A 24,382-nucleotide genomic window follows, 5' to 3' on the forward strand; every position below is an offset into this window, starting at 1 on the left:
CATCGAGGCCTTAGCGATGATCATGCCAAACGAGCCGTGGACTGGTACCTCTACCACCACACCGAGGCCCCTAAAGATCCCTGGGACCTAGTGAAGGCCCACCACTGGCAACCAAAAAAGAAGAAACAACAAATGGTTCACGAGCCCATCGGCCCTGCCCTCTACGACACAACCTTCAGCCCAGAAGACGGCAACGGAATCCAACAAGGATGGGGCGGAAGAAACCACTGACACGCCCGGGCCGTACACACATTTTGGCCGCTAACCCTTGAAGCGGGTGGTTAGTGTCAACACTTAAACACGAAAACCCCCTGTCACCAGGAGGTTTTCGTTGAAATGTACCCGAGGTGGGACTCGAACCCACACATCTTTCGATACTGCATTTTGAGTGCAGCGCGTCTACCATTCCGCCACTCGGGCCTATGCAAGACTCTCAAATGAAAGCCGTTACAAAGATCACGCTCTCTTTCCGGAATCACTTCCGAACGAGTGCGCGAAACTACTCTACATGCAGATAGGCTGTTTTGTAGAACCAGCGCCTCCTAAGCGCTAAAAAATCGGATTTTGTGTCCGAAGTCTCAGTTAATCGCTTCCAAGGAGTTATTTGTGTCTGAATCAACGGATTCGAACCCCACGTCCCCCGCACGCCGCGTCATTGTTGCCGAGGATGAAACCTTGATCCGTTTGGACATCATGGAGATTCTTCGCGGAGAAGGGTACGACGTTGTTGGCGAGGCTGACAACGGCCAGAAAGCCGTAGAGCTTGCGAAAGAGCTCAAGCCTGATCTGGTCCTCATGGACGTCAAAATGCCTGTCATGGACGGCATAACGGCGGCTGAGATCATCGTCAAGGCCCGCATCGCTCCCGTGGTCCTCCTGACGGCGTTCAGCCAGAAGGAACTCGTTGAGCGTGCCCGCGACGCCGGCGCCATGGCCTATGTTGTTAAACCCTTCACACCCGCAGATCTTGTCCCTGCCTTGGAGATTGCGCTCTCCCGCCACGAGGAGATCAAGGCGCTGGAGGAGGAAGTCACTGACCTGCAGGAGCAGTTCGCCACACGCAAGCTTGTGGAGCGCGCCAAGAGTCTACTGACCACCAAAATGGGCCTCACCGAGCCCGAAGCATTCCGTTGGATCCAGAAGACCTCCATGGACCGCCGGCTGAGTATGCGTGAAGTGGCCGAAACGATTATTAACCAGGTTAACTAAGCCGCAACAACACAGTTGTTGCTCAAAAGCACCCGCGAGTTGCCACTTGGGGTGTCCAAAAGCGTGCTTTGGGCACCACTTGTGGCAACTCGCGAAGTTTGTAGGCACGGCTCACTGCTTAACCAACGACGACGGCGCTCACCAGGTGGTGGGCGCCGTCGTCGTTCTTCTCCAGCTAGAACAAACTAGTGGATGTTAGTCAGTGGGCCAGGGACCAATCTTTTCCTTAGTCCCACGGGCACTGCCGGTCTTGGCAGTGTCGGCCTGGTCGCCAACAACGTGTGCCTTGACAAGGTTCGTGGAACCAGCCTGTCCGGGAGGGGAACCGGCTGCAATAACAACCATGTCGCCTTCTTCCACGAGACCCTTCTGCAAGAGAACAGCGTCAACCTGCTCGGTCATGGCATCAGTGTGGGCTACCATCGGAACCAGCACGGGCTCGATGCCCCATGCAAGCGCGAGCTGATTGCGTACACGCTCATCCGGAGTGAACGCAAAGACCTGCTTGGCCGGGCGGAGCCTGGACAAACGGTAGGCCGAGTCACCTGACTGCGTGAACGCTGCAATGTACTTGGCATCGAGCTGGTTGGCGATCTGCACGGCCGCTGCCGTGATGACACCGCCGCGGGTCCGCGGCTGCGAACCCAGGCTCGGAATCAGCTTCATGCCTGCGTCTTCTTCGGCTGCTTCAATAATGCGCGCCATGACCTTGACGGTCTCGATCGGGAACTTGCCAACGCTTGTCTCTCCGGAGAGCATGACTGCGTCCGCGCCGTCGAGCACAGCATTTGCACAGTCGGAAGCCTCCGCACGGGTGGGCCGCGGGCTTTCGATCATGGATTCAAGTACCTGGGTTGCTACGATGACGGGCTTGGCCCAGCGGCGTGCCATTTCAACACACTTCTTCTGTACCAGTGGGACATCTTCCAAGGGAAGCTCCACACCCAAGTCACCACGAGCAACCATGATGGCGTCAAACGCGTCAACAATGGCTTCCAGGTTGGCAACTGCCTGTGGCTTCTCGATCTTGGCGATCACCGGAACGCGACGGCCTTCTTCATCCATGATCTCGTGGACACGCTGGATATCAGCTGCATCACGGACAAACGACAAAGCAACCAAGTCAACGCCACATTCAAGGGCCCAGCGCAGATCGTCTTCATCTTTTTCACTCAAGGCAGGAACGTTCACAGCAACACCGGGTAAGTTGATGCCCTTGTTGTTGGAAACCTTGCCCGGCACAGTCACTTCGGTGACTACCTTGATGGCGTCAACGGCTGTGGCCCGCACGGAGACCTTGCCGTCGTCGATCAGCATGATGTCGCCAACTTTGACGTCCTCAGTAAGCGACTTCAAAGTGGTGGAGCAAATGTCCTTGGTACCGGGGACATCTTCTGTGGTGATCGTGAAAACATCACCCACGGCCAGGTCGTATCCCTCGCCGTTGGCGAAGCGACCCAAACGGATCTTCGGGCCCTGCAGGTCAGCCATGATGGCAACCGGCTTGCCCAAGGCCTCTGCGGCCTTGCGCACGTTCTCATACGTGTTCTGATGCACGGTGTAATCGCCGTGGCTCATGTTCATGCGGGCTACGTTAACGCCCGCCTCCAGTACCGCAAGTGTGTTTTCATAGCTGGCGATTGCCGGCCCGAAAGTCGCAACAATTTTTGCGCGTCTCAATGTACCTACCTTGTGTGTGGTTATCAGCAGAAATCTTTAGTCCCGTCATATAGCCTAACGCTTTTGGCACTAGAGGCGGATAGCCGAATCACTAGGTGAGACGGGAGCAGGCAGGAAGGTCTCCCCCATCAAGAACCTATCTACTGCCGCAGCGCAGGCGCGCCCTTCAGCAATGGCCCAAACAATCAGCGACTGGCCGCGCCCGGCGTCCCCTGCTGCAAAGACCCCTTCACGTTCCGTCATGTAGTGACTGTCACGGTTAATATTTGCTCGTGAGTCCAAAGTCACGGGCAACTGATGCGTCAACTGCGCTGATTCTGGGCCCGTGAAGCCCAATGCAAGAAACACTAAATCGGCGGCAATAACGCGTTCGGTGCCCACCTTAGGCACCCGACGCCCGTGCAGATATTCGGTTTCTGCGATCTTTAATCCAGTCAGCACACCGTTTTCACCAACAAACTCCACCGTGGACGCCAAGTAGCTGCGGACACCACCTTCTTCATGTGCACTGGCGACCTCAAAGAGGTTCGGAAAAGTGGGCCACGGTTGCGCCACGCTGCGAGCTGCCCCAGGCTGCGCCCCAATGGCCAACGTTGTCACACTGGCTGCCTGCTGACGGTGCGCGGTCCCCAGACAATCTGCACCGGTATCGCCGCCGCCCAGGATCACAACATGCTTGCCACGTGTGTGGATCTGCACTGCCTCGCCACCCAAGGATTCCCCTGTGCCAACGGAATTCTCGCCGGAAACGCTCCTGTTGGCTTGCACAAGGTACTCCATGGCGAAATGCACCCCCTTCAGGGCACGGCCCGGAATGGGTAGATCACGCGGCACAGTTGACCCAGTGCACACCACGACGGCGTCATACCTCCTGCGCAGGTCCTCCCACCCCATGTCCTTTCCCACCTCAACTCCTGTGCGAAAGCGGGTACCTTCAGCCGCCATCTGCTCAACCCGGCGGTCAACGCTTTCTTTCTCCAGTTTGAAGTCGGGGATGCCGTAGCGCAGCAACCCGCCGATCTTCTCGTCTCGCTCGTAGACGGCAACAGTGTGCCCAGTCCGGGTGAGCTGCTGGGCTGCCGCTAACCCCGCAGGGCCGGAACCAACGACGGCGACGGTCTTGCCTGTGAGCCTGGCCGGCGGCAACGGGTGTACCCAATCCTGGTTGAAGGCCTCATCAATGATTGACACTTCAACCTGTTTAATCGTCACGGCCGGCTGGTTAATGCCCAGCACACATGCCGCTTCGCATGGGGCCGGACACAGCCGCCCGGTGAACTCAGGGAAGTTGTTTGTTGAATGCAGACGCTCAATAGCTTCCTGCCCCTTGTCTCTCCAAGTGAGGTCATTCCATTCAGGGATGAGGTTGCCCAACGGGCACCCCTGGTGGCAGAAGGGCACACCGCAATCCATGCAACGCCCCGCTTGGGACTTTAGTACCCCTTTTTCTTGTGCCTCGTAGACTTCTTTCCAGTCCATGATTCGCACAGGGACCGGGCGGCGCGTCTGGGTGATGCGTTCGCGATTGTTCAAGAAACCTTGTGGATCAGCCACCTGTGACCTCCAATATTTTTGCCCAGGCCGTTGCGCCGTTGGGGTCTTCGCCCAATTCGGCTGATGCCAATTGGGTCTGTAAAACTGCCGCGTAATCACGTGCCAACACCTTCGTGATGCGAGCTAGCGTGCCCGGAACATCGGCCAACAATGCCTCTGCCACGTCCGAACCGGTTTCTTCTTGGTGCCGTCGTAAAAGTGACTGCACAATGTCCGCATCAACGCCGTCGAGCATCAATAACGAAAGCTCTCCACTTGCCAACGCGCCCTTGTTCACACGCTTGGGTTCCAGATCCAAAACGTACGCCGTACCCCCTGACATGCCAGCGCCAAAATTACGTCCCATGGGTCCTATGATGAGTGCTTTTCCACCCGTCATATACTCACAACCATGGTCCCCAATGCCTTCAACAACCGCGGTGGCACCTGAGTTTCGCACCAGGAAGCGCTCCCCCACCAATCCGCGCAGAAACATTTCACCACTGGTGGCGCCATATCCAATCACATTTCCGGCGATCACGTTATCTGCCGCGCTGAAGGTGTTGGCCCTATCAGGACGGACAGATATACGACCTCCGGAGAGACCCTTGCCCACGTAATCATTGGCATCCCCAAACAGCCGCAAGGTGATGCCGGCGGGCAGGAATGCGCCCAGCGATTGGCCGGCTTGGCCAGTCAACGTGACATCGATCGTGTCCGGGCCCAGCACATCCACACCGAACGTTTTGGTCACGTGGTAGCCAAGCATGGTACCAACAGACCTGTCCGTGTTCCGAACTGGCACACTGATTTTAACCGGAGCCCGCTCACGCAATGATTCGGCGGCCATCGTGATCAACTGCTGGTCGAAGTGATTCTCCAGCTCGTGATTCTGATTGCTCAGATGCCGCCTCGGAGCTGTGAGCGGCACCCCGGCGTCGGAGAGGATGGGGCGCAGGTCAAGCCCCTCCGCTTTCCAATGGTGTAGCGCCGCCTTAAGATCCAGCGTGCCCGACTGTCCCACCGCCTCTTGTAGACTGCGGAACCCAAGTCCCGCCAGAATCTCGCGTACCTCTTCGGCTAAGAACTCGAAAAAATTCACCACGAATTCTGGTTTGCCGCTGAAGCGCTGGCGCAATTCCGGGTTTTGTGTAGCCACGCCCACCGGGCAGGTGTCCAGATGGCATACCCGCATCATGACACAACCGGAAACGACTAGTGGCGCGGTGGCAAAACCAAATTCCTCGGCGCCAAGCAGCGCGGCAATGACCACGTCACGTCCTGTCTTTAGCTGCCCGTCAACCTGCACCACCACCCGTTCGCGCAGCCCATTGAGGCGCAAGGTCTGCTGGGTTTCGGCAAGGCCGAGTTCCCAGGGCATGCCAGCATGTTTGAGAGAGTTCAGCGGGCTGGCCCCGGTACCTCCGTCATGACCGGAGACAAGAACCACGTCGGCCTTCGCCTTGGCCACGCCAGCCGCCACCGTGCCGATCCCCATTTCGGACACGAGTTTGACGTGCACACGCGCGGTGGGATTGGCTCGTTTGCAGTCGTAAATGAGCTGGGCCAGGTCCTCAATCGAGTAAATATCGTGGTGTGGTGGGGGTGAAATCAGCCCCACACCCGGAGTTGAATGACGAGTCTGGGCGATCCACGGGTACACCTTTTTCGCCATCAGCTGGCCACCTTCGCCAGGTTTCGCTCCCTGTGCCATCTTAATTTGAATGTCCTGGGCATGACTGAGGTAAAGACTCGTCACCCCGAAACGGCCCGAGGCAACCTGCTTGATGGCGCTGGACCGCTCAGGGTCAAGAAGTCTCTGAACATCCTCGCCACCCTCACCAGTGTTGGACTTGGCGCCCAACCGGTTCATGGCTATGGCCAGTGTCTGGTGAGCCTCCGCAGAAATGGAGCCGTAGCTCATGGCCCCGGTTGAGAAACGCTTAACAATCTCGCTGACCGATTCCACCTCTTCCAGCGGAACAGGCAGACGTTCTCCATCCTTGAACGTGAGCAGCCCACGGAAAGTCATGAGCCTGTTAGCCTGTTCATCCACGCCCTCGGTGTACTTCTTGAAAATGTCGTAGCGGCGTTCGCGAGTAGCGTGCTGTAGCCGGAAGACAGTGTCAGGGTTGAAAAGGTGCGGCTCGCCGTCGCGGCGCCACTGATATTCGCCTCCCGACAACAGGGGCCGGTGAGGGACATCCACCCCATCCACGGGGTAAGCAAGAAGGTGCCGCGCGCTCACCTCAGCAGCGATCACCTCAAGGCCAACCCCACCCAGCTGAGTAATGGTGCCGGTGAAATACGCATTAATGAGTTCTTGCGACAAGCCCAGCGCCTCAAAAGTCTGGGCACCACAGTATGAGGAAACTGTTGAAATACCCATCTTGGACATAATTTTCAAAACGCCCTTGCCCAGTCCCTTGATCAGGTGGCGGACTCCCTCTTCGGCACTCACACCTGTCACGTCTCCATTGCGGATCAACTCCTCCACTGATTCCATGGCCAGGTACGGATTGATCGCGGCAGCTCCATAACCGACAAGAACAGCTACATGGTGAACCTCCCGCACATCACCGGCCTCAACGACCAGGGAAACCTTGGTGCGGTTGGCGCTGCGCAACAGATGATGATGCACAGCGCTCACGAGCAGCAGCGACGGGATGGGAGCCCATGCCGCGGTGGAATCCCTATCGGAAAGCACAACGTATTGCACACCACGGTTGATGGCTCCGGAAACCTGTTCGCAGACCTCGGCCAGCCGAGTGCGCAGGGCGGCCTCACCGCCATCAACCTTGTAGAGTCCGCGCACTTTCATGGAAATCCGCTCCCCACCTGACCCATCATCGGCTACAGGAGTTTCCATATTGGCGATCTTGGCCAGATCGTCGTTGTCTATGACGGGAAAGGTTAAGGCCAGCTGCGGCGCCCGTACCTTAGTGCGTGAGAGTAGGTTTCCCTGCGGACCGATGGTGGTCTTTAGCGAGGTGACAAGTTCCTCCCGAATGGCATCCAAGGGAGGATTTGTCACTTGGGCGAATTGCTGGACAAAGTAATCAAAGAGCAGGCGCGGGCGTGAGGACAGCACGGCAACCGGCGTATCAGTGCCCATGGCGCCGAGGGGTTCAGTACCTGTTCCTCCCATGGGTCCGAGCAGCATTCGCAGCTCCTCGGTGGTGTAACCGAAGGTCCGCTGACGGTGGAGCACGGAGGCTGTTGTGTAGATGACGTGTTCGCGTTCGGGGAGGCCTTTCAAGGCGATGGTGTTTTCCTTGACCCACGCCTCGTAAGGGTTAGCTGCGGATGCCTGGGCTTTAATGTCGGCATCACTGATCAGCTCACCCTTGGCAGTGTCCACAAGAAACATGGTGCCCGGGGCCACCCTGCCTTTCGCTACGATGCTGCCAGGGTCAAGCTCAAGCACCCCAACTTCTGAGGCCAGGACCACAAGGCCGTCATCGGTGATCCAGTAGCGCGCGGGGCGCAAACCGTTGCGGTCAAGGGTTGCACCGACCACTGTTCCGTCGGTGAAAGATACCGCCGCAGGGCCATCCCACGGTTCCATCATGAGTGAGTGGTACTCGTAAAACGCTTTCTTGGCCGGATCCATCGTGGCGTGATTCTCCCACGCCTCGGGGATCATCATCATGACTGCTTCGGTGATGGGACGTCCAGAAAGCCACAACAATTCAGCGACCTCATCAAAGGAAGCCGAGTCGGAAGCCCCCGGTGTACAAATGGGGAACAGCTCTTCTGGGGTTTCCCCCAGAAGTTTGTGCGCCATGGTTGATTGGCGGGCGCGCATCCAGTTTCGGTTGCCTTTGACGGTGTTGATTTCCCCATTGTGAGCAATGCTTCGAAACGGTTGGGCAAGGGGCCAGGAAGGGAAAGTGTTGGTGGAGAAACGTGAATGGACCACTGCCAGCTTGGTGGCAAAAAGTGGATGAGAAAGGTCAGGGTAGAACGGTTCCAGCTGCGCCGTTGTCACCATCCCCTTGTACACAATGGTCTTGGATGACAATGACGGAAAATAAACTCCAAATTTTTGCTGAGCTCGTTTCCGTACACGGAAGACTTTGCCGTCCAGTTCATTGGCTGCGAGAATATCCAAAGGCTGTTTCGGCTCGCCCTCCAAAGCCACAAAGAGTTGGCTGAAATGTGGCATGCAGGCCCTTGCACTGGCACCAACGAGCTCGGCAGCAACGGGAACCTCCCGCCAGCCCAGGACCTTCAACCCCTCAGTTTCTGCCAGTCTTTCAAGGCCAGCAATAGCGGCAACTCGGTCTAGGTTCTCGGTGGGCAAAAAAGCTGTCCCCACTGCGTAGTGGCCTGGTTCAGGCAGCCGGAACTCTGTGACGCTCTGGAAGAACTCGGCAGGGATCTGCGTGAGAATTCCGGCGCCGTCCCCCGTGCCTTCATCGGCACCCACCGCTCCACGGTGCTCGAGGTTGCGAAGTGCCACTAACGCCTTTTGCACAATATCGTGGCCAGGAGTGCCCCTAAGGGTGGCAACGACAGCCAAGCCGCAGGCATCCTTCTCGTTTTCAGGCTGGTAGAGGCCTACCTTTTGCGGCATGGCAGCAAAACGGATGAACGGCGAGATTGCCTGGGTGCTGTTGGAGGCACGTACGAGATGGTGTGTCACGGCGGGTAAGTCCTTCCCCAAATATGAGAGCCGGTGGGGGCGACGCTGGCCCGTGCGTTGAGAAAGTGGATCTTACTCAACAGTGCTGCTAATCCTGACTTATGCAGTGCTGGTGCTGATTTACCGTCAGCAACGTGCTAATGGCAGCAATCTAGTGCATATGCACAAGAGAAGCGGATTTCTTGGTTCACTGCTTCTGGTGCAGCGATTTTTACTATATAGCCGCATGGGTCGCTGTAATATGAGAATCTTAGATAATGGAATATTATGCAGGTAAAGTAATATTCTCAGCCTTTTGAATACCCAAAGGTACTAAAAAGGCGGCCCCGGGGAATCCGGAGCCGCCTTTTTCAATACCTTCAGTTCGTTCAGTTCGTTCGGTGCATTCAGTCCTGCACCGAGTGCTTAGAGATCCTTTTCGGACTCGCTCTCCTGCTCACCGGCCATGGTGGCTCGCACTTGTGTTCCGGCAGGTGTCTCACTTTCCTGTGCAACACCAGTGCCGGCCGGAACAACAGACGGTTCATGCCCCGTCAAATAAACGGAGTCGTTGGGTTTGCCGCGCCGCACATATGTGATCACGATGAATAGCGCCAAGGCCACCGCAAAGACGACGATGCTTGTCCAAACGTTCAGTCGCGCAGTGACGCCAAAGAAAGTGATTTGTTCAGCGGTATCAATGCGCAACATCTCAATCCACACCCGCCCTGCCGTGTAAATCATCGCGTAAAGCAAGAAGAGGCGACCGCTGCGCAGTTGGAACTTCCTGTCCAGAAGCAACAGCACAACGACTCCGGCCAGGTTCCAGAGGCACTCATACAAGAATGTGGGGTGGAATAGCGTGTCAGGGCTGAACCCGGCAGGAACAAATTCGGCTGAAACGCTCAGTCCCCACGGCAGGGTGGTGGGCCCGCCAAAGAGCTCCTGGTTAAAGTAATTACCCCAGCGGCCAAGCGCCTGGGCCAGAAGTATGCCGGGGGCGGCAGCATCAATGAAGGCGGAGATCTTCACGTTCGCTCGTCGGCAGCCAATCCAGGCACCAACAACGCCAAGCACCACAGCACCCCAGATACCGAGCCCGCCAAGCCAAATCTGTGGGATCAGTGACAAATCGCCGGTGCCATCAAACCCTGGCCCGAAATAGGCTTCAGGGGAGGAAAACACATGATACAGCCGGCCCCCAATAATGCCAAAGGGAATCGCCCAGATGGCAATGTCCCAAATGGAGCCTTCGGGGCCGCCCCGGCGCTTCCAGCGCCTATCCGTCAGCCAAATCGCCGCAATAATGCCCAGTAGGATGCACAGCGCATAAGCATGGACACGGAGCGGGCCCAGGTCAAACCCGGACCACACAGGAGCTGGGATGGAGTTGGCAAGTGCGTGGGGTAGAAGAGTTAAAATCACAGGCTGGCCGTTTCCGTAGTGGCAGGGGCATCAAAGCCGGAGCTGAGCTCCTTAGTCAAAGCGCCCACGGCGCCGACGCCGCCATCACGCAACGCAGCCACCAAGGCGGTGCCAACAATGACCCCGTCCGCATAGGCTGCTATTTCACGAACATGCTTGGACGCCGATACGCCCAAGCCCACACAAACCCGCTCGGCACCGGCGTCGTGCGCAGCAGCTACCACTGCCTCAGCGGCGCTGGAGACAGAGCTGCGTGCTCCTGTCACGCCCATGATGGAGACGGCATAGACAAAACCACGGGTCGCCTGAACGCTCATAGCTACGCGCTCTGGAGTGGACGAAGGCGCCACGAGAAAGACGCGGTCAAGTCCGTATTTATCGGAGGCAGCAAACCACTGGGCGGCCTCGTCCGGAATCAGGTCTGGGGTGATTAGCCCGGCACCACCGGCCTCGGACAGGCGACGCGAAAATTCATCAACTCCCATGCGCATCACTGGATTCCAGTAAGTCATGACCATCACGGCTGCATCAGTTTCAGCCGTGATGGCAGCAACGATGTCAAAAACGTCTTCCACGCGAAACCCGTTATTCAGAGCCTGTGTGGTTGCTGCCTGAATGACGGCACCATCCATGACGGGATCTGAATACGGGATGCCAATTTCAATGATGTCGGCACCGTTGCGGGCCACAGCAATTGCAGCATCAATCGATCCTTGCTTATCGGGAAAACCTGCGGGCAAGTAGGCGATTAACGCCTTGCGCCCAGCAGCTTTGGCCTTATCGATGGCGGCAGCAGACTTGCTGACAGCTGCTGGGGCGCCGGTGGTGTTGCTGTTTAACTCACTCATAGCTGGCATCCTCTGAGTTGATATCCAAGCTGGCATCTAAGTTGGGCTGGGAAGCTTGTGCTGGGTTTTGCTCGCCGTCGCTGTTGTGGCTATCGCTGGAGACGGCACCAGCTCCATGGGCTGCACCCTTGGCAGCACGGGTGGAAAGCATGGTGCCTTTGACATTCCCATCTTCATCGATCATGCCAAACCACTCAGCAGCGGTCTGCACATCCTTGTCACCGCGGCCAGAAAGGTTCACGATGATCACCACGTCTTCAGGCTTTTCTGCGTGCGCAACAAGGCGTTTACCAACACTCAATGCACCAGCCAATGCGTGCGCGGACTCGATAGCCGGGATGATACCTTCGGTGCGGCTCAGTAGATTGAAGGCGTCCATGGCCTGGGTATCGGTGATGGGTTCATAGCTGACACGACCAATGTCGTGCAGGTAGGAATGCTCCGGACCCACTCCCGGGTAGTCAAGACCTGCAGAGATGGAGTGTGAATCAATTGTCTGTCCGTCATCGTCTTGCATCAGGTAGGTCAGCGCGCCGTGCAGCACACCGGGGCGCCCCAAGCTGATGGTCGCTGCGTGGCGAGCCGTATCAATGCCATCACCGGCTGCCTCGAAACCAAACATCTTCACCGAGGAGTCATCCAGGAATCCATGGAACAAACCGATGGCATTGGAGCCGCCACCAATGCAGGCACATACGGCGTCAGGCAGTCGCCCGACCTGCTCAATGATCTGCCCACGTGCTTCTTCACCAATTACTTCGTGGAAGAAGCGCACCATGGCCGGGAATGGGTGAGCACCTGAGACCGTACCCAATAGGTAGTGTGTGTTCTCCACGTTGGCAACCCAGTCACGAAGGGCGTCATTGATGGCGTCCTTGAGTGTCTGTGAACCGTTTGTCACGGGTACAACAGTGGCTCCCAGAAGTTGCATGCGAGCCACGTTGAGAGCTTGGCGTCGGCAATCTTCTGCACCCATGTAAACAACGCATTCCATGCCCAACAAAGCTGCTGCAGTTGCGCTTGCAACCCCGTGCTGGCCGGCACCGGTTTCGGCAATAATGCGCGTCTTACCCATGCGCTTAGCTAGCAGCGCTTGGCCTATGACATTGTTGATTTTGTGGGAACCAGTGTGGTTCAAGTCTTCGCGCTTGAGAAAAATCCGTGCCCCACCGGCGTGTTCGCTGAAGCGTTTAGCCTCAGTAAGCAGTGAGGGACGTCCCGAATAGTTCTTGTTTAGTTCTGCAACTTCAGCGAGGAACTCAGGGTCGACTTTGGCTTTCTCAAAAGTGTCTTCAAGCTCGTCCAGAGCGGCAATCAGCGATTCTGGCATCCAGCGACCGCCGTAGCTGCCAAAGTAAGGCCCCGGCGCATGCCGAAGCGAATGCTCAGGGGTTGATTCTGCAGGGACGCCGCCCTGCAGGAATGCTGTTGCTGGATCCACCATGTCAGCGGGATCCTGTGACGAAGCTGCTGGCACTTGAGCCATCAGTTTCACCGTCCTGTTCCTGGATAATTGTGCACTAAATTTTCTTATGGCGGTAGCTTCTTTGAGCGGTTATGGCGACGGTAACCCGTTGCCCGGTTTCGGCACGCAAAGCACCTTTACCGGGGCAAGCCATTCGCTAACGGGTGCTGATTGCCAGCGCCCCGGCGGACTTAAATTCTGCTATCCGCTCGCGTGGAGTTGCATCTTTCACGAGAGCTTCACCCACCAAAATGGCGTGTGCCCCGTGTGCACAGTAATGCTCAACGTCGCTAACATCGCGAACGCCTGACTCCGCAACAACGATCGGTCCTGCGGGGATGCCACCTGCCAGTGAGGCAAACACCCCACGATCCACCTCCAGAGTTTTTAAGTTCCGAACGTTGATGCCAATGATCTTCGCGCCAACCGCAACCGCTCGTGCGATCTCTTCGGCAGTGTGCGTTTCGACTATTGCGTTCATGCCGAGTTCGTGAGTTAGGGCTAAATAGCTGCCCAACTCTTCATCGCTGAGCGCTGCAACAATGAGCAGTACCAGATCAGCTCCGTGGGCACGGGCCTCGTAGATCATGTACTCATCGCAGGTGAAGTCCTTGCGCAGAACTGGGATGTCCACGGCCGCACGCACGGCGTCAAGGTCGGCCAACGAGCCGCCAAACCTGCGCGCTTCCGTAAGCACGCTGATCACGGAGGCCCCACCGTCGCGATACAGCCCCGCCAAAGCAGCAGGATCGGCGATCCCCGCCAAGTCCCCTTTGGAGGGGCTGCGGCGCTTGACCTCGGCTATGACCAACAGATCAGCCCGAACAGCGCTATCGCCGCCCAACGCAGCCCAGGCATCCAGCGCCGGGGGAACATCTTTGATGCGCTCCTGCAGATCGGCGAGACTCACCTTTTCTGCACGAGCGGCCATATCCTGGCGAACACCATCAATAATGTCCAGCAAAACACTCACTACTAGTGGCCGTTGCTCTTCAGCTTGCTGCCACCAACACCGTAGCCTGCAGCTTTTAGAACCGGGCCCAGGATGACGCCGACGGCGATGATTCCTACCCCGATCCAGAACAGCAACATGGCGCTTTCCCCGATCAGGAAAGCGATGCAACCGACCAGCACACCAACCAGCATGACGGCAACGCTTGTCCATGCAGCCGGGCTGTTGCCATGACCCAGTTCAACGCTATGGTCCATCGGTTCTTGTACGGCTACTGATGCAGTCGACTTGTTGCTCATGGTAAATCTCCCTATTTAACGCGGATACTGAAATACATTCTGCCATTACTTGCCTATGGAAACCGAAAGCTGGGCACTGCAACGATGTGCGCCGCGCTTATACTGTGGGATCCTCGCCACGGCTGAGCTGGTCCCATCTGTCAATTTCGTCAATCGGCTCATCATCCGTGTTCGCCTGTGTCTCCTTGGCGGCGTCGTATTTGGTGCGCACACTCCAAGAACGTCCGTACCAAAGAACCAGCAGCGCAGCTATCCCCAGGATCACCGCGGCCACCATCGCTAGAACAGGAAAAATCGTCGTTGTGGCGTTGGCGCCCTGGCCTTCAATGCCTGTTGCCGCGCCAACTTCAGCCATGGCTGCGGCCACCGGGTTAGTGAGAACTCCCAGTACGACGGCGGCAATCCCCACAGCGCTGAGGGCCATGATCGCTGTGGTGATGTAGCGAGCTATTTTCCCGGCAATGCTGGTTGCTAGCGAGCCGGCCAGAGCCACCAGTGCCAGCGCCGATACGGCCACGGCCGCTTTGCTGCCCGGGATGTCCAAGTCCGTTTGGGCTACCTCGCCTTGACCAATTGCCACATGGATCCACGTCTGAGTTGTGGTGCCAAAAACGGCCAGTGCGGCTAAAACTGCCAGCAGAATCAAGGTGGACTTGCGCTGCCAAAAAGGCACGGTTCGTGCCGAAGTGTGCGGAAGTTCTGTGCTCATCAGTGATCTCCTGGGTTCTCATCCAAGGCGCGCAATGAGGCTGCGGCGTAGACGGCTCGTAGTGGTGCTGCTGCCTTATTCACTGTTTCTTCAGCCTCAGTTTCATTAACAGAATCAGCCACGATGCCTCCACCTGCCTGAACATAGGCTTTACCATCGCGCAGAAGGGCCGAACGTATGGCGATGGCCATGTCCATGTCACCGGCGAAGTCAAGGTAGCCAACAACGCCACCGTAAATGCCACGCCGCACAGGTTCGAGTTCATCCAAAAGCCGCAGTGCACGGGGTTTGGGTGCTCCCGAGAGCGTGCCAGCGGGGAACGTTGCCGCCAACACGTCGTAGGCGTTCTTCTCCGGGCTCAAAGTTCCCACCACTGTGGAGACCAGGTGCATGATGTGGCTAAACCGTTCCACTTCCATGAATTGGGTGACATCAACGGTTCCTGGCACACACACCTTGGAGAGGTCATTGCGGGAAAGGTCAACGAGCATCAAGTGCTCCGAGCGTTCCTTTTCATCGGCCAATAAATCTTTGGCAAGCCACTTGTCATCCTCAGTGGTTTTCCCGCGCGGTCTTGAGCCTGCAATGGGGTGGGTGATCACTTCACTGCCCAGAACGCTAACAAGTGCTTCGGGAGAGGACCCCACAATGGAGTACGGCTGTCCCTTCGCGTCCTCAAAACTATAGAGATACATGTAGGGGCTGGGATTGGTGTTGCGTAAAACCCTATAAACATCCAGTGCTGTCGCTTCGCAGGCCATCTCAAAACGACGCGAAACAACTACCTGGAAAACTTCACCTTCAACAATGGCTGCCTTGGCTAGGTCAAGGGCCTTCAAATAGTCGTTGCGGTCCCATTGTTCCTGCACACTCTGAGCAAAACTGGCTGCTGGGACGTCCACCACGGAAATGGGCTGAACTAGCGGTTTGCGTAGCTGATCCACCATGGCGTGAACACGGGACACGGCGTCATGCCACGCGCCGTCAACGTTGTCATCAGTGCCATTGGCGTTGATGGCATTGGCAATCAATAGCACCGTGCCCTCGTTATTGTCATGGACCGCCATGTCGGCCACAAGGTTCAAGGCAACCTCGGGCAGGTGCAGGTCATCAACTGCCGGATTGGGCAGCTTTTCCCAGTGTCGGACAGCTTCCCACCCAACAAACCCCACCAGGCCTGAAGTGAAGGGCGGGAGCCCAACAAATCGCTCGGTAGCAAGTAGTTTCAGAGTTGCTTCCATGGCGTCCACAGGGTTGCCTGTCAGGGGAACGCCCACCGGTGGCTCCCCTTGCCAGAACGCCACGCCGTCCTCCGTAGTCAAAGTGGCGCTTGAACGCACACCAATGAACGAGTAGCGCGACCACACACCACCCACGGCGGCCGATTCCATCAAGAACGTACCGGGTGCCTCAGCGGCAAGTGACCGGTATAGGCCAATCGGCGTTTGCGCGTCGGCGAGGACCTTCAGATGGACAGGAACAACCCTGCGAGTCCGGGCAAGTTCCCGAAACTCCCCCAGAGTGGGGCTGATGACACCTAAATCTTGCATATAATGTATAGCTTTCTTGAGTCAGGCGAGAAGAAAAAGTACACCGTGTGCTGGCCTATTCTCCGCGGCTGCCCACAACTGCGCTGAGCTGTCGGGCATCGAAACATGTGTGCGTCCCTGTGTGGCAGGCTGCACCGACCTGGTCCACATTTATTAACAATGCGTCCCCATCACAGTCCAGGGCCACAGACTTCACATACTGAAAATGTCCTGAAGTGTCGCCCTTACGCCAATACTCTTGGCGTGAGCGGGAGTAAAAGGTGACCCTGCCTGAGCTGAGCGTGCGGCGAAGGGCCTCATTGTCCATCCATCCGAGCATCAGCACTTCTTGGGAGTCGAACTGCTGGATGATGGCGGCGACCAATCCGGCCCCATCATGAGTAAGTCTCGCGGCGATATCCGCCGGCAACTCAAGAGACGGCTCACCTGGGGAAGGCACTGGCGCGAACTGGGGTACTGGGCTTTGCTGCATCACAGCCAATTCTAGTGCCAGAAAAAAATCTAGGGGGCCACTGGACCTGTAGTGGCAGGGACATCATGTAACCCGAACCAACGTCTGCTGCTCCCTGAAGCAGGGAATCTGAGGGCAGCTAAGGCAATCTAATGCAATCTAATGCAATAAGGCGTCGACATGCGGCGGTTCCTGGTGACGCCCGCCAGGAATACATGCTAATTTCACAAGTGATGCAATTTGTAGAACCTTCCCGTGAATTTCTCGCCGAGACCCTGCTGGCAGCCGGTCCGGGAGCTGACACGCTTTGTGATGGATGGCGAACCCAGGAACTGGCTGCGCACCTCTACCTGCGTGAACATAATCCCGGCGTAGGCCTGGGGATGGTTCTCAAGCCTTGGAAAAAGGCCACAGACAAGGCCATCGCTAAGCTTGCCGAGGAATCAAGCAGCCCCGGAACTTTCGCAGCCCTCGTGGAGAAGTTTCGCGCTGGACCGCCCAAAATGTCACCCTTTGCGCTTAAGGCAGTAGATAAAAATGCGAACCTGACCGAGTTCTTCGTGCACACCGAGGATGTCAGGCGCGCTACGGACCGGTGGGCTCCGAGGGCACTGGACGCAGGCTACTCCGAAGCGCTCTGGGCCGATCTCATTAAACGAGCAGCGATCATGTACCGCAGCGTGGATTTGGGGATAGTACTCGTCAACCCCAACGGCCCACGCCACGTGGCCAAGCGCGCGCCCGTCTCGGTGGCCATCATTGGAGCCCCTGGCGAACTGCTGATGCACGCCAATGGCCGCACAGGCCATGCCTTGGTTTCTTTTGAGGGCCAGCCCGACGCCGTCGCTCTGCTGCAAACCGCCGAAGTGGGACTCTAACCCCTCGAGAGTGTCGGGGGGTTAGCGGACCTCATAGCCGGCTTCGCGGATGGCCTTCTTTACGTCCGCAATGGCGCTGTCTGGCCCAAAGTGGAAAACAGATGCGGCCAGCACCGCGTTAGCTCCCGCCGCGACTGCCGGTGGGAAATGTTCGGGCTTCCCCGCCCCACCTGAAGCGATAATGGGGATACGCACAGCCGCACGCACAAGACGAATGAGTTCCAAGTCGAAGCCTTCCTTGGTGCCGTCGGCATCGATGGAGTTCAACAAGATCTCGCCCACGCCCCGATCCGCAGCCTCCCTGGCCCATTCAATGGCATCCATGCCGGTGCCATTGCGGCCACCATGGGTGGTCACTTCAAAGCCGGAGGGCGTGATTCCGCCCTGGGTGCGGCGTGCGTCAACGCTGAGCACCAGAACTTGTGAACCGAACCGGCGGGTGATCTCATCGATCACCGCCGGGCGCGCTATGGCCGCAGTATTAATGGAGGCCTTATCAGCACCGTAACGCAAGAGCTTATCTACATCAGATACCTCGCGCACTCCCCCACCTACTGTCAGTGGAATGAAAATCTGCTCGGCAGCCCGGGAAACAACTTCAAAGGTTGTCTCCCGGTTTCCGGAAGAAGCAGTGACGTCCAGGAACGTCAGCTCATCTGCCCCGGCGCGGTCGTAACGCTGAGCCAACTCAACGGGATCTCCGGCGTCGCGCAGATTCTGGAACTTCACACCTTTGACCACCCTGCCGGCGTCAACGTCCAGGCAGGGAATTACTCTGATGGCAACACTCATGGCCTATACCTTCTTTGTCTTTAGTTTTGAAAGGCAGCCATGGATTAGATGCGGCAGGCGTGGATGCTGCTGACCAGGATTGCACGGGCACCGAGCTCATAGAGCTCATCCATGATGCGGTTGGTGTCCTTGGCAGCAACCATGGAGCGCACAGCTACCCAGTCGGTGTCACGCAGAGGGGAAACTGTGGGTGATTCCAGTCCCGGGGTCAGGGCGGTGGCCTCATCCATGAGTGTCTTGGGCACATCGTAGTCAAGGAGTACGTATTGGCGTGCAACCAAAACGCTGTGCAGACGCCGAATCAATACTTCGACGCCGGGAGGTGGGGTGACCCCGCGGCGACCAATGAGCAGTGCTTCCGAGTTCAGAATAGGCTCACCGAAAATTTCCATGCCAGCAGCTTTGAGCGTGCTTCCGGTTTCCACGACGTCGGCAATAGCGTCAGCAACGCCTAAACGGACAGAGGATTCAACGGCGCCGTCGAGCCGCACCACTTGGGCGTTAATGCCCAATTCAGCCAAATATTCGCGCAGCAACACATCGTAACTGGTTGCCAGGCGCTTGCCCTCAAGCTCGGCGGCACTGCTGAAGTGGCCCACCGGACCGGCGAAGCGGAAGGTTGAGATGGCAAAACCAAGGGGTAGGAGTTCATCGGCATCAACCTGGGCATCCATCAAAAGGTCTCGGCCTGTGATGCCCACATCCAAGGTGCCGGCGCCCACGTAAACAGCAATGTCACGGGGACGCAGGAAAAAGAATTCAACGTTGTTCTCAGGGTCAACCATGACCAGCTCACGCGAGTCACGGCGCTGACGGTAACCAGCCTCCGCCAACATCGCTGAAGCGGCTTCAGACAGGGCACCCTTGTTGGGGACGGCAACACGCAGCATAGGAAATATCCTTCAGATCAGATCAAAAACAGGTTTTCAGCATTGGACTCAATGCCATTTCAGGGACGAGCGAGCAGCCACGGCAGGTGGCTAGAGATGCTTGTAAACGTCCTGAAGACTCAAACCCTTGGCGATCATCATGACCTGCAGGTGGTAGAACAGCTGGGAAATCTCTTCGGCGCAGGCTTCATCCGACTCATATTCGGCGGCCATCCACACCTCAGCAGCTTCCTCAACCACTTTCTTGCCGATACCGTGAATGCCAGACTCAAGTTCAGCTACGGTACGGGAGCCAGCGGGCCGGGCTGCGGCTTTCGCACTGAGCTCATCAAAAAGGGATTCGAAGGTCTTCACGGCTTACACCCTACTTGGTTCAAACTCTCTTCGCAGTTTCTCAGACGGAGTGTGTCCAGCATGTGAGCAAAAACTCTGCGGCTAACCTTCAGCGCACAACGGGAGCTAGACACCGAGTTGAGCCAGTGTCACTGCTGTGGCCAAGGCGGCTGTTACTGCCTCATGTCCTTTATCCTCAACCGAACCGGGTAATCCGGCGCGGGCAAGACCCTGCTCTTCGGTGTCGCAGGTGAGGACGCCGAAGCCAACAGGGACGCCCGTGCGAACGCTCACCTCGCTCAGGCCCATGGTCGCCGCCTGGCAGACGTACTCAAAATGCGGTGTGCCGCCGCGGATAACAACACCCAACGCCACCACGGCGTCAAACTTAGCTGCCAGCCGGGCAACAGCTACGGGAAGCTCAAAACTTCCCGGCACTCGCACAAGCGTGGGGTTCGCTATGCCCGCATCCGATGCTCCACGCAAGGCACCGGCCACCAACCCAGACATAATTTCGGTGTGCCAGCTGGCCGCTACAATGGCCAAACGCAGGGATCCTGTGTGTGCTTTTTCCTCAGAGTTAAAGGCAATGCTGGGTGCTCCGTGGCCGCTCATGTGGCGAGTCCTTCCGTCGTGGGGTTGCTGATGGAGAGCGCATGATGCATGCGATCCCGTTTGGTTTGCAGGTAGCGCAGGTTCTCGGCACGGGCAGGGACTTGCGTGGGTACCACGTGCACCACCTCAATGCCGCGTCGAGTTAGATCCTCGTGTTTGAGCGGGTTATTGCTCAGTAAGTCAATACGTACCAGCCCCAATGCATGCAAGATCCCTGCCGCGGCGCCGTAATCACGACCATCGACGGGCAGTCCCAGCTGTTCATTGGCTTCCACCGTGTCCGCGCCTGCTTCCTGGAGACTGTAGGCGCGCATTTTGTTCGCCAACCCAATCCCCCGCCCCTCATGACCACGCAGGTACACAAGTGTGCCGCCGCGCCGGTGAATCAGCTCCATTGCGTAGTCCAGTTGTTCACCACAATCGCAACGGTAGGAACCAAAAACATCACCTGTGAGACATTCCGAATGCAACCGCACAAGAGGTACGACGCGCTCACCTAAGTTCTGCGTCAAAACCTCACCTTGCGAGCTGGCCAAGGGTGCGCTGGCCAAGTGTGCGCTGTCGAATGGCATGCTGGCGAATGGCACGATGGCTAAGTCACCCGGTGCGCTAAGACTCAGGTGTTCGGCACCGGTTTCCCCATCCACCCATGCTTGCGCGGCGAAGGTCCCAAACCGGGTGGGCAGTGCCACTACCGGCCCACCGCTCACCAGTGACTGAGCCGCGGGCGCTTGCTCGTTACTCACGTCAGGCTTCCTTGCACGGCATCCGCACCGGGTTCGGCAGCACCAGCAAGCGCTAGGAACACCACCAGATCGGCGATCGAGATCAAAATAAGGTTATTCTGGTTGGCAAATTCACGCAGTCCGGTGAGTCTGACCATCTCTCCACCGTCATCAACAACCTCGGCAATGATGGCTACCGTTTCGCAGTCTGCCAGCCGGCACAACTCAACAGCAGCTTCAGTATGTCCTGGCCGCTGGCGCACTCCCCCAGCAACGGCGCGAAGGGGGAACATGTGCCCGGGCCGGGTGACGGCGTCGTGCATGGCAGTTGGATTGGCCAACACGGTGGCGGTCAGCGACCTGTCAGTGGCGCTAATCCCCGTGGAGACCCCCGCGGCCGCGTCACAACTGACGGTGTATGCGGTGCCCTTGGCGTCCTGGTTGTTGCGCACCATGGGCGGCAGGGCCAAACGGTCAGCGTGGGCAGTGTCCATCGGCACGCAGATGACACCAGAGCTGTGCCGAATGGTCCAGCCCATCAGTGCGGGTGTGCTGTGCTGAGCGGCAAAAATAATGTCGCCTTCGTTTTCACGGTCTTCGTCATCAACCACCAGCACAGCTTCGCCACGCGCGATGGCCGCGATTGCCAACGCCACCGGGTCCAAGAGAGTTACCGGATTTGTTGCCTCACTCATGATGTTGCTCCCTTGAACATGCTGAATTCAAGCAGGCGCTGGGCATACTTAGCCAGCACATCCACTTCCAGATTAACCGTGCCGCCCACCGTTTTCTCTCCTAATCCGGTGTTAGCCAATGTCACCGGGATAAGGCCCACCTCAAACCATTGCTCGAACACGCTGGCGGGGCTGACGGCGGTCACAGTGAGCGAAACACCGTCGATGGCAATGGAGCCTTTTTCTGCGATGTACTGGGAGAGCTCCCGCGGCACCGAAAAGCGCAATCTATCCCACTTGCCAAGACTCTCCCGCTCTAGCAGCGCGCCTACTCCATCAACATGGCCCTGGACAACATGCCCATCCAGACGCCCACCGGCAATCACGCAGCGCTCAAGATTCACCCGTTCGCCGCTTCGCAACCGCCCCGTTGTGGTGCGCAGCAGGGTCTCCCCCATCACATCAACTTCAACCGTGCCAGGGCCAAGCTGCACGGCTGTTAGACATACCCCGTTGATGGCAATCGAGCCGCCAAGATCCAAGCCGGCCAATGCCTCTCCTGCTTCAATAACAAGCACTGCACTGTCTGATTCTGGTCGTTGCTCCAGCGTGAGAACTATGCCGCGGCCTTCAATAATTCCTGTAAACATCTCACATTCCTTCATCGCTGGCAGCCGCTTTGGCTGGCATCAGCGTCAATTTCAAGTCGGGGCCAAGCACTTGGACGGGACCGGTGGTGGTGGCATCCCATTCCCAGCGCTGGGCCTCCCCGAGGGTGCCGATGCCCAGATCAGATAGTGCGGGTATGCCCGAGCCCAACAGGGTCGGAGCGAGGTACACGATGAGCTCGTCCACGAGTCCGCGAGCTAAGAAGGCCGCGTTAATTTTGGCACCGCCTTCGATCATGAGGTGACCAACCCCGCGCTCCTGTAGTTCACGGACCACGGCGGCAGGATCGTGGGTGTGCAGGGCCAGGAAACCTTCGTGGCCCAAGAAGTCGGGGCCGGTTTTGAGATTGTCTCCGGCTTTCAGCTCGGCACTAGTTTTCTGGTGAGTGCTGACCCGCGATGCGGAATCAGCTGATGCTGTTGCTCGGCCCCGGACAGCGGCATCTTCCGGCACCTCGCGCATTCCCATGACAACACGCAGCGGCTGTTTGGCCGCATCAGTGTCGTCGGCTGCTCGGGCGGTTAGCCGCGGGTTATCTGCGATCACCGTTTCGGTGCCCACAACGATGGCATCTACCCTGGCCCGCAGCTCGTGCGAATCTTGGCGTGATTCCTGTGAAGTGATCCACTGGCTGGTGCCATCAATGGCAGCGATTCGCCCATCGACCGTCTGCGCCAACCTGGCAGTAATAAAGGGGCGGTTTTGACGCACAGCCACGAACCATTGCCGGTTGAGATCTTCGGCTTCCGCAGCCATCAGGCCCATTCGGACGTTGATGCCTTCCTTATGGAGCACATCGGCGCCGCCGGATGCGGGCTGGTGGGGGTCTCGGAGAGCAAAAACCACATTGCCAATACCGGCGTCCAGGATTGCTTGGGAGCATGGTCCGGTGAGGCCAACATGATTGCAGGGTTCGAGCGTAACGATGAGCGTAGCTGCTGACAAGTCCCGTTTCACGCCAGTGCCCAGAAGCCGGTTAATCACATCTGTTTCGGCGTGCGCAGTGCCCGCGCCACGGTGGTGGCCAATCGCTAAGAAGGTCCCATCAGCGTCAATAATCACCGCTCCCACTAGCGGATTCGCGCCACGTACGCCCTGCCGTGCAGCCGAGAGAGCCGTTTCCATGCCGAGAATTTCGGCACCGGTGAAGTGCTCCGGCTCTGTGATGTGGGGATCCTGGCTGAAGGAACCGCGGTTCAAATTACTGAAGTTCATGGTTTGGCCTCTCTGGTGCCCACAGTGATGTCTGGGAAGGTTGTGTCAACTGATACTTTGCGAGCTTGTGCATCACTGTTATGCCGCACTCTCCACCATACGAAGAATCCGGTCAGGGTGAATGCACCGTAGAAGATGTACATGAAAGCTGAGGCGTAGTAGCCGGCACTGAAAAGCAGTGGCACACCCACGAGGTCCACAACCACCCAGATGAGCCAAAACTCTACCCAGCCCTTGGCCATCCCGTAAGTGGCCAGTAGCGAACCCATAAAGATCCATGCGTCCGCCCAAACAGGCTCATAGGAGCCCATGGCTTTGAAGATGGGGGTCAGGATTGCGGTTCCTGCGATCATGGTGCCAACGAGTATCCATCGCACGCGCGTTCCGGCCCAGCGGGGCTCGACGGCTTCGCCAACGTGAGCTCCGGCGTCATTCTTCATGTCCTTGCTTTGTTGCCAGCGGCGCCAGCCATAAACGGAGACGGCGATGAACATGATTTGCCGGCCTGCCTGGCCCAAAAGATTCACGTGGTCTGGGGAGCCAAAGACTGACCCCATGAAGACAGTGAAGAGTAGGACGTTGCCGACAATGCCCACTGGCCATGCCCAGATTTTACGGCGCATACCGCCGAGGGCGCTGGCGAGCCCAAAAAGATTGCCTATGACTTCACGCCACAGCAGGAAACCGCCGCCGGCGAATTCAAGTTTGGCGTCAAAGAGCCATCGCAGAAAGTCCATCGTTACCTTGCCCTTTCGAGACCGCGATGGCTCCGGGGGTAACGCGCAGTTTGGCATACAGGGTAAGGGACTGTGGCAGCTTTGAAAAAGCTACCAACAAACCCCT

The 24,382-nt window shown here is 57.7% G+C and carries 21 protein-coding genes, 1 tRNA gene and 2 pseudogenes; 3 read left to right on the forward strand and 21 right to left on the reverse strand.

Annotated features, from left to right (window positions below):
* Positions 1–231, forward strand: a pseudogene (locus QMG40_RS12775) (IS256 family transposase); the annotation flags it as partial.
* 108 nt (positions 232–339) lie between these two features.
* On the opposite strand, the gene QMG40_RS12780 reads toward QMG40_RS12775, so the two are convergent.
* A tRNA-Leu gene (locus tag QMG40_RS12780) sits at positions 340–420 on the reverse strand.
* Positions 421–606: 186 nt separating this feature from the next.
* On the opposite strand from QMG40_RS12780, the gene QMG40_RS12785 reads away from it, so the two are divergent.
* A complete protein-coding gene (locus QMG40_RS12785; protein WP_283531453.1) occupies positions 607–1,209 on the forward strand; it encodes an ANTAR domain-containing response regulator in 603 nt (200 codons plus the stop codon).
* Positions 1,210–1,404: 195 nt separating this feature from the next.
* Here QMG40_RS12785 and pyk read toward each other — a convergent pair whose 3' ends face one another.
* The 11 genes and pseudogenes from pyk to hisI all read right to left on the reverse strand — a co-directional run bounded on the left by pyk (position 1,405) and on the right by hisI (position 16,769).
* Positions 1,405–2,889, reverse strand: a complete 1,485-nt coding sequence (gene pyk, locus QMG40_RS12790) for a pyruvate kinase (protein ID WP_283531454.1) — start codon at positions 2,887–2,889, stop codon at positions 1,405–1,407.
* Between the two features lie 69 nt (positions 2,890–2,958).
* On the reverse strand, positions 2,959–4,443 hold the full coding sequence (locus tag QMG40_RS12795; RefSeq protein ID WP_283531456.1) for a glutamate synthase subunit beta: 1,485 nt from the start codon (positions 4,441–4,443) through the stop codon (positions 2,959–2,961).
* Positions 4,436–9,001, reverse strand: coding sequence for a glutamate synthase large subunit (gene gltB, locus QMG40_RS12800; protein WP_283531651.1), 4,566 nt, complete (start codon positions 8,999–9,001; stop codon positions 4,436–4,438). The genes QMG40_RS12795 and gltB overlap by 8 nt, the downstream gene beginning before the upstream one ends.
* 474 nt (positions 9,002–9,475) lie before the next feature.
* Positions 9,476–10,474, reverse strand: a complete 999-nt coding sequence (gene lgt, locus QMG40_RS12805) for a prolipoprotein diacylglyceryl transferase (RefSeq protein WP_283531460.1) — start codon at positions 10,472–10,474, stop codon at positions 9,476–9,478.
* Positions 10,471–11,322 carry a tryptophan synthase subunit alpha gene (gene trpA, locus QMG40_RS12810; protein WP_283531462.1) on the reverse strand — a complete coding sequence of 284 codons (852 nt, stop codon included), beginning with the start codon at positions 11,320–11,322 and terminating at the stop codon, positions 10,471–10,473. The genes lgt and trpA overlap by 4 nt, the downstream gene beginning before the upstream one ends.
* 169 nt (positions 11,323–11,491) lie before the next feature.
* Positions 11,492–12,808 (reverse strand): annotated as a pseudogene (trpB, locus tag QMG40_RS12815) (tryptophan synthase subunit beta); the annotation flags it as partial.
* A 136-nt stretch (positions 12,809–12,944) separates the two neighbouring features.
* Positions 12,945–13,760 (reverse strand): indole-3-glycerol phosphate synthase TrpC, encoded by an 816-nt coding sequence (gene trpC / locus QMG40_RS12820; protein ID WP_283531465.1) that lies wholly within the window; start codon positions 13,758–13,760, stop codon positions 12,945–12,947.
* A gap of 2 nt (positions 13,761–13,762) precedes the next feature.
* Entirely contained in the window at positions 13,763–14,038 is a 276-nt protein-coding gene (locus QMG40_RS12825) for an HGxxPAAW family protein (protein ID WP_283531466.1), read from the reverse strand.
* A 97-nt stretch (positions 14,039–14,135) separates the two neighbouring features.
* On the reverse strand, positions 14,136–14,747 hold the full coding sequence (locus QMG40_RS12830) for a Trp biosynthesis-associated membrane protein (protein ID WP_283531467.1): 612 nt from the start codon (positions 14,745–14,747) through the stop codon (positions 14,136–14,138).
* The gene (locus QMG40_RS12835) at positions 14,747–16,297 is read right to left on the reverse strand and encodes an anthranilate synthase component I (RefSeq protein WP_283531468.1); all 1,551 of its coding nucleotides are present in this window, start codon (positions 16,295–16,297) and stop codon (positions 14,747–14,749) included. Before QMG40_RS12835 ends, QMG40_RS12830 begins: the two co-directional genes overlap by 1 nt.
* A 55-nt stretch (positions 16,298–16,352) precedes the next feature.
* A complete protein-coding gene (hisI, locus tag QMG40_RS12840) occupies positions 16,353–16,769 on the reverse strand; it encodes a phosphoribosyl-AMP cyclohydrolase (protein ID WP_283531469.1) in 417 nt (138 codons plus the stop codon).
* Positions 16,770–16,981: 212 nt separating this feature from the next.
* Here hisI and QMG40_RS12845 point away from each other — a divergent pair, with 212 nt between their 5' ends.
* The gene (locus tag QMG40_RS12845; protein ID WP_283531652.1) at positions 16,982–17,626 is read left to right on the forward strand and encodes a TIGR03085 family metal-binding protein; all 645 of its coding nucleotides are present in this window, start codon (positions 16,982–16,984) and stop codon (positions 17,624–17,626) included.
* Positions 17,627–17,647: 21 nt separating this feature from the next.
* On the opposite strand, the gene hisF is transcribed toward QMG40_RS12845, so the two are convergent.
* From hisF to pnuC, 9 genes are all read right to left on the reverse strand, one after another.
* The gene (hisF, locus tag QMG40_RS12850; RefSeq protein WP_283531470.1) at positions 17,648–18,418 is read right to left on the reverse strand and encodes an imidazole glycerol phosphate synthase subunit HisF; all 771 of its coding nucleotides are present in this window, start codon (positions 18,416–18,418) and stop codon (positions 17,648–17,650) included.
* Positions 18,419–18,462: 44 nt separating this feature from the next.
* Positions 18,463–19,308, reverse strand: coding sequence for an ATP phosphoribosyltransferase (gene hisG, locus QMG40_RS12855; RefSeq protein WP_283531471.1), 846 nt, complete (start codon positions 19,306–19,308; stop codon positions 18,463–18,465).
* Between the two features lie 90 nt (positions 19,309–19,398).
* A complete protein-coding gene (locus QMG40_RS12860; RefSeq protein WP_283531472.1) occupies positions 19,399–19,662 on the reverse strand; it encodes a phosphoribosyl-ATP diphosphatase in 264 nt (87 codons plus the stop codon).
* Between the two features lie 105 nt (positions 19,663–19,767).
* Positions 19,768–20,256, reverse strand: coding sequence for a 6,7-dimethyl-8-ribityllumazine synthase (gene ribH, locus QMG40_RS12865; protein WP_283531473.1), 489 nt, complete (start codon positions 20,254–20,256; stop codon positions 19,768–19,770).
* Positions 20,253–21,002, reverse strand: a complete 750-nt coding sequence (locus tag QMG40_RS12870; protein WP_283531474.1) for a GTP cyclohydrolase II — start codon at positions 21,000–21,002, stop codon at positions 20,253–20,255. The genes ribH and QMG40_RS12870 overlap by 4 nt, the downstream gene beginning before the upstream one ends.
* Positions 20,999–21,676 (reverse strand): 3,4-dihydroxy-2-butanone-4-phosphate synthase, encoded by a 678-nt coding sequence (gene ribB / locus QMG40_RS12875; protein ID WP_283531475.1) that lies wholly within the window; start codon positions 21,674–21,676, stop codon positions 20,999–21,001. The genes QMG40_RS12870 and ribB overlap by 4 nt, the downstream gene beginning before the upstream one ends.
* Complete coding sequence (locus QMG40_RS12880) at positions 21,673–22,305, reverse strand: riboflavin synthase (RefSeq protein ID WP_283531476.1); 633 nt, start codon at positions 22,303–22,305, stop codon at positions 21,673–21,675. The genes ribB and QMG40_RS12880 overlap by 4 nt, the downstream gene beginning before the upstream one ends.
* A gap of 1 nt (position 22,306) precedes the next feature.
* Complete coding sequence (ribD, locus tag QMG40_RS12885; protein WP_283531477.1) at positions 22,307–23,539, reverse strand: bifunctional diaminohydroxyphosphoribosylaminopyrimidine deaminase/5-amino-6-(5-phosphoribosylamino)uracil reductase RibD; 1,233 nt, start codon at positions 23,537–23,539, stop codon at positions 22,307–22,309.
* Positions 23,536–24,276 (reverse strand): nicotinamide riboside transporter PnuC, encoded by a 741-nt coding sequence (gene pnuC, locus QMG40_RS12890; protein WP_283531478.1) that lies wholly within the window; start codon positions 24,274–24,276, stop codon positions 23,536–23,538. The genes ribD and pnuC overlap by 4 nt, the downstream gene beginning before the upstream one ends.
* Between the last annotated feature and the right edge of the window lie 106 nt (positions 24,277–24,382).

The sequence above is a fragment of the Arthrobacter antibioticus genome (assembly GCF_030063205.1).
Taxonomy (GTDB): Bacteria; Actinomycetota; Actinomycetes; order Actinomycetales; family Micrococcaceae; genus Specibacter.